The following is a 5,742-nucleotide window of genomic DNA, read 5'->3' as shown; positions in this document are numbered from 1 at the left end:
ATTGGGAGGGCAACGGTATTCATCTAGAAGCTAGGATGCGCTGCTTTGCCCTGCCCGGCGACTTTTTCAGGCGTCCACAATCATTGCATATATGGGTGCTACGAAGCGTCCGAACTGGGAACAAAACAAATCGGGCGAGGCTTGATCATGACGACCCCCAACCGAGGGAAATCGCCCGCACAGCTTTTCCGGCATCTATCGGCAAAGTGGCCTGCGGCGTTCAATCCGAAAGCGCCCAGGCCGCTTAGGATCGGCATCCATCATGACATTCGCGTGCTGGACGGCGAACTGTCAGATGATGAATTGAGGAGAGCCCTGCGCGCCTATACCAGCATGCCCAGGTACTTGGCGAGACTGAATGCTGGCGCTGTGCGGGTCGATCTTGATGGCGAGCCGGCCGGCGAGGTATCGGATGCGGAGGCGGCGAGCGCCAAAGCTTTGCTTTGCGCCCGCAAGAACAAGGAAGAGACCAAGAAAACGCCGGAGCCAAGGGCGCCTGATGCCCCGCCCCAACCGAAGCCGAAGCAAACGGCCGTGTTCAACGCGAAGAATACGGCTGGAATAGTCGTTGAGACGAAGCGTCGCCGGTCTTTCCGAAAGCCGATGGGCCACAGATCTTCCCAAGACTCATGGGCTTCCGAGTAATAGCCATGATGAAGAGGTCGATGCCCCAGAGGAACATCTCCGAGTCAAACGACGCCTCTTCAACCGGGATTGCCTCGCTATGGTAGTTGTGTCCTGCAGGATGGCGCACGGGGTGCGGCTGCCTACCTGTGGACGATACGCGTGGGAGGGAAAGCTCTTTTCCGGAAGTCGTTTGCCCTCGTCCGCACCAACCAACCCCCTGCGTTGTCTCCAGGCAGACTCCTCCTGCCGCCTGCGCGTCTGCCGCCCAGCGCTGCTTGAAGAGATGCTCTCGACCGGCGTCAAACCACCAGCTTTGTGATCATAGCATCGGGCGCACAGTTCGCCCGGAGCGCGGCAACTTCGAGAGCCGCGAGATCCGCTAAGCCCCACATTTTCTCGCTATTCCGGCGATGCATTCCTCGAGCCGCTCGAGGCGGAATTTCGCAATGCGAAGTTCATTCCCGGCTTCAAAACGTCGATGGCGCCCCTGTGGCGTGGTCGCCATGAGGTTGCGCTCCAGTTCCGCGATGCGCACACGCATCTGCCGCGCCTCATCCTGACGCAAGGCCTTGATCCATCCCCGTCCGCGCATCAGTCTTCCTGCCCGCCCCAAAAGTCAGGCAAACATGCCATCGAGACCCTAATTTGCGGCAAGCTGAAACGCTCGATATTTAACTTCCGCTAACGCGAGGAGACGAAACAGCCCGGCGAGACAGTCAACGAAGCGGACACGACCACCGCCCATTCCTTGTCTGTCGAACCCGAGGTGATGGTGGTCAGCATCAACCTGAACTCGTCAACGTGGGCAGCCATCAACCAGCATCGGCATTTCTGCGTCAACGTGCTTCGAGCCGACCAGATGGCGACCGCCGAGCGGTTCGCCGGACGCGGTGGCCTGAAGGGTTCGGCTTGGTCTGCTCTGGCGACCGGCGCACTGGTACTTCCAGACGCGCTCGCCGCGGTCGATTGCATGGTCGAGGACACGATTGTGCGCCACAGCCACGCGCTCGTAATCGGCAGCGTCCGGCATGTGGTCAGCGGAGTGCTGGGTCCGGCTCTGATCTATCATCATTGGCGCTTACGGATCGTCTTGAGCGAGCGGTACGCCAGTGAGTGGGCCGCAGGCACGCGCCTTTATTCTCCTTCTGGCCCGTTGAACAGTGGACCTACCGCTCAGCCCGGCTCTGGCGCAGCGCCCACGGCAGGCGCCGCTTCCATCGTTCGCCTCGCGGCAGAGGAACATCTTTCGGCCACCGCTTCTTGCGGCGAGTTCGACGGTCTCCAGTGGGTGCCTGAGATGCATCCGGAACCGGCGCTTTCTCGATCTTTGGTGGCTCCGCAGGCACGGTCATCTCCTTGGCCTGGGACACTTCTTCGGAGGTGGTGAACACGGGCTGGGAAAGATTTTCGTCAGGACCAATCGGCGGCCGCGTCGCCTCAGCGACCGCACCTTTCGTGTTTGCTTTCGCGACATCGTTCGTGATGGCGGCCAGGTCGATGCCGGCCCAGATCGACTCTGGCCGCTTTACGAGGCCACGCTTCTGTTTGATCTCGACGACAAAGGGTCGCTGCTGCTTCATAGTGCTCTCGGCGCTTGGGGGATTGCGAAGGTCGTCTAAGCCCATCGCGCGCCGTCGTCCACCCGCCCCCACGCATTTTCCATCAACCCAAGCACACGCATGGTGTCCGCTTCCGGGACGCTGTTAGGAGCCACGTCGTGACCGGATGAAATTGGTCTTTGGCTTCTGTCGCGGACACAGGATATTGCGTACCCACTCGCGCGAGACAGCCTGTTGTACATCTGCGCCGCTGACCATCGAATCCCGGTGGTTGTTCCGCGCTCGCCACCACCATTAGCAGTACCAACGTTAGCAATCGCTGGTGCCTAGACGTGACGGTCAGGCTTCAATGACGTGGAAGTGGGAGGATTGCGCGTTTACGAGGCGGGCTGGTCGGCCGCTCAATCGATAGCGTCATTTGAGGCGCTGCCTCTCCCGCCTGCAACTGGCAGACACGCTCGTCCAATTCCTTGTCTACTTCCGTGAGACGATGGTTGAGGCGAAGGTAGTCCGTCCAGGTCGGCGTGCGGAATGTCTCTGTCCATTGCATGGGCTTCTGCAGGTTGCGCTGAAGCGTCCAGTTCCGAGCACCGATGCGGCTGTGGATATGCCTGCGCTGCCGCATGAGCTCGAGGAAGGCCTCGACATTTTTCTCGGCTATCCGATATTCGACCTTGACCACGATAGGACCGCTTCTCGGCTTCAAATTGAGAGCGACAGCTGGGGCGTCGAATTCCTCCAAAGGATCGGGCTCGGACTCGCGGCGCTCGCGTAAAGGAAACAGAATGCCAGCTGTGGCGACGAGCAGCAGCGCTCCAGCGGAACCCTCCAGCGCCCACGTCAGGGAATGGCTTTGGGAGACCGTGCCCCATACCCAGCTGCCGGCCGCGATGCCGCCATCTATCAATGCATAGTAGATCGAAATCGTGCGCCCCACGACCCAGCGCGGGCTCGCCAGCTGCACGCTCACGCCAACTCCGGACCAGGCGGTGACCCAGCCGGCGCCGCCCAAGGCGAGCGCAAGTGCGGCCACCGGAATCGAAGAGGTCAGTGCAAGGGAGAGGGAGCAGGCCGCGCAGGCGACGCACGCGAGCTTCATCAGACGTTCTTGCGACAAGCTCCGTCTAAATGTGCCGTTGGAGATGCCGGCGAAGACGGCGCCCGTCCCGAAGCCTGCCATGAGCGTGCCATAGGCGAGCGGTCCGCCTCCCAGATGATCGCGGACTACCAGCGGCAGCAGTGCGAGAATGGCGATGCTTGCCAGGCCAAACAGGGTTCCGCGTGCGATCGCCGCCTTGATTTCCGAAGACATCGCCGTGAAGCGCAGCCCGTCATAGATCGCCGTCCTCATCGACTCACGCGGGAGAGGCGAAGAGCGAACCTTCCACTTGCAGCGCCATATCGTGCCCAAAGGAACCAGATAGGTGAGTGTGGTCACGGTAAAAGCTGCCAAAAGCCCAAACGAGGCAACCACGATGCCGCCGAGCGCCGGGCCCACGGTCCGGACCGTGTTGAAGCCGACGGAGAGCAGGGTCACGGCAGCCGGGACATCGCGGCGGTCGACGATATCGCCAACCGAGGCCTGCCAGGCGGGATCGTGAAGAGCACCCCCGCATGCGATCAGGAAGCTGAAGCCGAGGATCATCCACGGACTGACAAAGCCCAGCGCCACAACAGCGGTCAGCATCGCAGATCCTATCACCATCAGGCACCGGCCGGCGAACATGACCCTGCGACGGCTGAAATTGTCGGCGAGAGCTCCCGCGAATACTGACAAGATGAACGCGGGCAGGTTCGATGAAGCCTGCACCAGCGCAACCATCAGATCGGAAGTCGAGATCGTCGCCATCAGCCAGCTGATGGCGACAGTCTGCATCAGCCAGCCGAGGCTCGAGACCTGGGTGGCAAGCCAGATCGCGCGAAAGGTCGGCTGTAGGAGGGGCGCAAACGTCGTCGGCGCAGCCAAATCTTCAACTGATCCAGCCACTCTACTCATTTTTTGCGAGCCTTTGCTTCCGTTATCGGGGGTCTCGCATGTAATCTCGACTGAACCGTGGCGGCTGGCGAAATGAGAGAAAGTCTTTTGCCTCCGACGAATGCGGTGGCAACCGGCAATGCGGTCGCGCCGAACAGCCCACCAAGAATGATTGAGGCGGCGACGAGCGGCACATTCCAGAATCTACGGCCCAAACTTGAATAAAGCGCTTAAGCGGAAAATCCGCTTCGAGCGGGCGCTTGCGGTCGACGATGTCGTCGGCGGAGATCGAGATCCAGCGCGAGGGTTAATCGCTGCGCATATTCTTTGCTTCAAGCGCGGCTGCAACGAAAGCTTTTCGAGCAGCTGGTGGATGGGCCTCACCACGCTATACCCTGCAGACAGACGTCCATCGCTGCCTTTCCGTTTTCTCGGTCTGACGATGAAGATCACGCAGCAGGATAGCGGCTGCAGCACTAACATTGAACACGATGCGCTCTGAGCTATGGCGGCTAACCTGAACAACGACCCGCCTCTCAAATCTGCTTAAGCCGGTCATCTCTGCGCCCCCAAGGCGACTACGCGGCAATAGGCTCAGCTCGTCTTCATCCCGAGCCGAGCGCTTTCCCGCTGCGATCGTGAAATCTCGACGCAATGCCGTCTTCTCGACGTACCCCGCGCCTGGCCACAGCCTCAAACGTCGCCGCGAACAGCCGCTCCTTCTCCTCCCGAAACCAGCGCCGGCGCCGCTCGACCGACGTGATCACCTCGATCTGACGCTTCGTCACAGGGTTACTGCCAATGCTTGCACAAGGATTTGCGGCCTTCAGCCTCCCTGAGCAAGGCGGCCGTACTCGTCGAGATTCGAGACAATCAGACCATCGCGCCAAGGTGCCGGTCTTGCTATTCGATTACCTGCTTCTGACCAAACGGCCCCGCAGCAATGCCAGGAATGTCGTCAATCCGGACAGGTTTCCCGATTAAATAGCCCTGAGCTTCATCACATCCGACGCGGCGCAGATAGTCGAGCTGGTCAGAAGTTTCGACGCCTTCGGCCGTTACCTCAATTCGAAGCTCATGCGCCAACTCAACCAATGATCTCACAATCGCGGCGCAGTCCGCATCGGTGAGCAAATCCTGGACAAAAGATCGGTCGATCTTGAGCCGTGAAAGAGGCAATTTACGAAGATAAGTGAGTGATGAATAACCGGTACCAAAATCGTCAAGAGCAACTGTTACGGATAACGAACTTAATGATCGTAATAACGAAACTGTTTCTTCAAAATTCGAAATCAGAACATTTTCTGTAATCTCGACCTCCAGTCTCCGGGGCTCCAAACCGCCTTCAGCTAAGGTCTCTAAAATTCCATCCAGCAAGGCCTTGTTTTTAAGCTGCACTGCCGACAAGTTGACGGAGACCCGCAAGTCGCGCGGCCAGCGCGCAGCCGCCGAACAAGCCGTTTTGACAGCCCAGTGTCCGATGGAGTGAATCAAACCCGTTTCTTCAGCGATAGGTATGAACTCCGAGGGAGCGATCGCGCCAAGGGTCGGATGTTGCCATCGCCGAAGCGCTTCAAAACC

At 59.7% G+C, this 5,742-nt stretch carries 9 protein-coding genes; 2 read left to right on the top strand and 7 right to left on the bottom strand.

Features of this window, described 5'->3' with window-relative positions; genetic code table 11:
• The first annotated feature begins 147 nt into the window (after positions 1-147).
• Complete coding sequence (locus EOA28_RS22615) at positions 148-645, top strand: ProQ/FinO family protein (protein ID WP_128315288.1); 498 nt, start codon at positions 148-150, stop codon at positions 643-645.
• Positions 646-1,006: 361 nt separating this feature from the next.
• Here EOA28_RS22615 and EOA28_RS22610 read toward each other — a convergent pair whose 3' ends face one another.
• The 5 genes from EOA28_RS22610 to EOA28_RS22600 all read right to left on the bottom strand — a co-directional run bounded on the left by EOA28_RS22610 (position 1,007) and on the right by EOA28_RS22600 (position 4,182).
• Positions 1,007-1,219, bottom strand: coding sequence for a hypothetical protein (locus tag EOA28_RS22610; protein WP_128315287.1), 213 nt, complete (start codon positions 1,217-1,219; stop codon positions 1,007-1,009).
• Between the two features lie 89 nt (positions 1,220-1,308).
• A complete protein-coding gene (locus EOA28_RS40945; RefSeq protein WP_281060915.1) occupies positions 1,309-1,440 on the bottom strand; it encodes a hypothetical protein in 132 nt (43 codons plus the stop codon).
• Complete coding sequence (locus EOA28_RS40390) at positions 1,424-1,657, bottom strand: hypothetical protein (RefSeq protein WP_245501578.1); 234 nt, start codon at positions 1,655-1,657, stop codon at positions 1,424-1,426. The genes EOA28_RS40945 and EOA28_RS40390 overlap by 17 nt, the downstream gene beginning before the upstream one ends.
• Before the next feature lie 136 nt (positions 1,658-1,793).
• Positions 1,794-2,207, bottom strand: a complete 414-nt coding sequence (locus EOA28_RS40385) for a hypothetical protein (RefSeq protein ID WP_245501577.1) — start codon at positions 2,205-2,207, stop codon at positions 1,794-1,796.
• A gap of 325 nt (positions 2,208-2,532) precedes the next feature.
• A complete protein-coding gene (locus EOA28_RS22600; RefSeq protein WP_128315286.1) occupies positions 2,533-4,182 on the bottom strand; it encodes an MFS transporter in 1,650 nt (549 codons plus the stop codon).
• 196 nt (positions 4,183-4,378) lie between these two features.
• Here EOA28_RS22600 and EOA28_RS38955 point away from each other — a divergent pair, with 196 nt between their 5' ends.
• The gene (locus EOA28_RS38955; protein WP_189342139.1) at positions 4,379-4,663 is read left to right on the top strand and encodes a hypothetical protein; all 285 of its coding nucleotides are present in this window, start codon (positions 4,379-4,381) and stop codon (positions 4,661-4,663) included.
• Positions 4,664-4,766: 103 nt separating this feature from the next.
• Here EOA28_RS38955 and EOA28_RS22590 read toward each other — a convergent pair whose 3' ends face one another.
• A complete protein-coding gene (locus EOA28_RS22590; RefSeq protein WP_128315285.1) occupies positions 4,767-4,949 on the bottom strand; it encodes a hypothetical protein in 183 nt (60 codons plus the stop codon).
• Positions 4,950-5,064: 115 nt separating this feature from the next.
• Positions 5,065-5,742 (bottom strand): EAL domain-containing protein (locus EOA28_RS22585; protein WP_148670807.1); only part of this gene is annotated, 678 nt, incomplete at its 5' end.

It is taken from the genome of Mesorhizobium sp. M2A.F.Ca.ET.067.02.1.1 (genome assembly GCF_004023285.1).
Lineage (GTDB): Bacteria > Pseudomonadota > Alphaproteobacteria > Rhizobiales > Rhizobiaceae > Mesorhizobium.
Note: the sequence above shows the minus strand (reverse complement) of the source record. Positions and strands in the feature narration are given on the sequence as shown.